The organism is Pseudomonas sp. EGD-AK9 (assembly GCF_000465935.2).
In the GTDB taxonomy this organism is placed as follows: domain Bacteria; phylum Pseudomonadota; class Gammaproteobacteria; order Pseudomonadales; family Pseudomonadaceae; genus Aquipseudomonas.
Genome location: NZ_AVOF01000998.1, coordinates 1 through 518, shown reverse-complemented (window position 1 = coordinate 518; position 518 = coordinate 1). Strand labels below are relative to the sequence as shown.

Sequence of the window (518 nt, the reverse complement as noted above, 5' to 3'; positions counted from 1 at the left end):
GCAGCAGGCCGGCGAACCACTCAGGCGCAACCCCGCGCGGCAGGCTGCCGGCTACGACTATGGCGTCGTGGCCGGCCAGCAGCGGGGCTAGCTCCTCGAGCAACTGCTCCAGGTGCTCGGCCTCGACCTGCGGACCGGGGCCGTTGAGGTCGGTGATGCGCCCGTCGGCCTCGGCCAGCTTGATATTGCTGCGCGTCTCGCCGGGCACGCGGACGAACAGGTCGTGGAAGCCGCGCCGGTGCATCAGGCCCTCGAACGACGCCGCGTTGGCGCGACCGAGAAAGCCGGCCACGCTCAGGCTGTGGCCGAGGTCGGCGAGCACCTGGGCGACGTTCAGGCCCTTGCCGGCGGCGTGGCTGGCAAAATCACGGCAGCGGTTGACCGCGCCGGGCTGCAGCTGGTCGAGGCGCAGGGTCAAGTCCAGCGCCGGGTTCAGGGTCAGGGTCAGGATGCGCGCCATCAGTGCACCTCCGCGACCAGCGCGCGCACCGCGGCGGCGCTGTCCAGCGCCAGCGCCT

1 protein-coding gene is annotated in these 518 nt (G+C 72.4%); it reads right to left on the bottom strand.

The window, feature by feature from the left end:
- On the bottom strand, nucleotides 1-460 hold a 460-nt coding region (locus N878_RS26255; RefSeq protein ID WP_021446440.1), incomplete at its 3' end, for a PfkB family carbohydrate kinase.
- Between the last annotated feature and the right edge of the window lie 58 nt (nucleotides 461-518).